General features: G+C 40.7%; 1 protein-coding gene. It reads right to left on the bottom strand.

All coding sequences use genetic code 11. The features are described from left to right. A partial coding sequence (locus NE671_RS15725; protein ID WP_256164161.1) for a hypothetical protein occupies positions 1–239 on the bottom strand: 239 nt, incomplete at its 3' end. Positions 240–280 lie beyond the last annotated feature (41 nt).

Below are 280 nucleotides of genomic sequence, written 5' to 3'. Positions count from 1 at the left end.
CTTCCTTCCAACTCATTCTTTTTTTGCTGTAAACGATTCTCTGCCGCCAGTTCATTGAAACTATTGAATATATCCTTTAGAGATTCCGGGATGAATAAATCACCTATAAAAGCAGCTTGACGAACTGGTGGAACTAAAGTAAGCAATTGGGTAACGACGCTAACGAGCTTCATAACATCTTCTTCCGTTGGAGCTGGTGGGACTAATAACTGTGTACAATCCATTTTTCTCATGAGCATTTCGGTAGCTCTCTTCTTGTCTTTCTCGGGCAATCTTCCTA

This window comes from Blautia sp. DFI.9.10 (assembly GCF_024461705.1).
In the GTDB taxonomy this organism is placed as follows: Bacteria; Bacillota; Clostridia; order Lachnospirales; family Lachnospiraceae; genus Blautia_A; species Blautia_A fusiformis.
The sequence above is the reverse complement of the archived record's forward strand: the minus strand, read 5'-3'. Positions and strand labels throughout refer to the sequence as shown.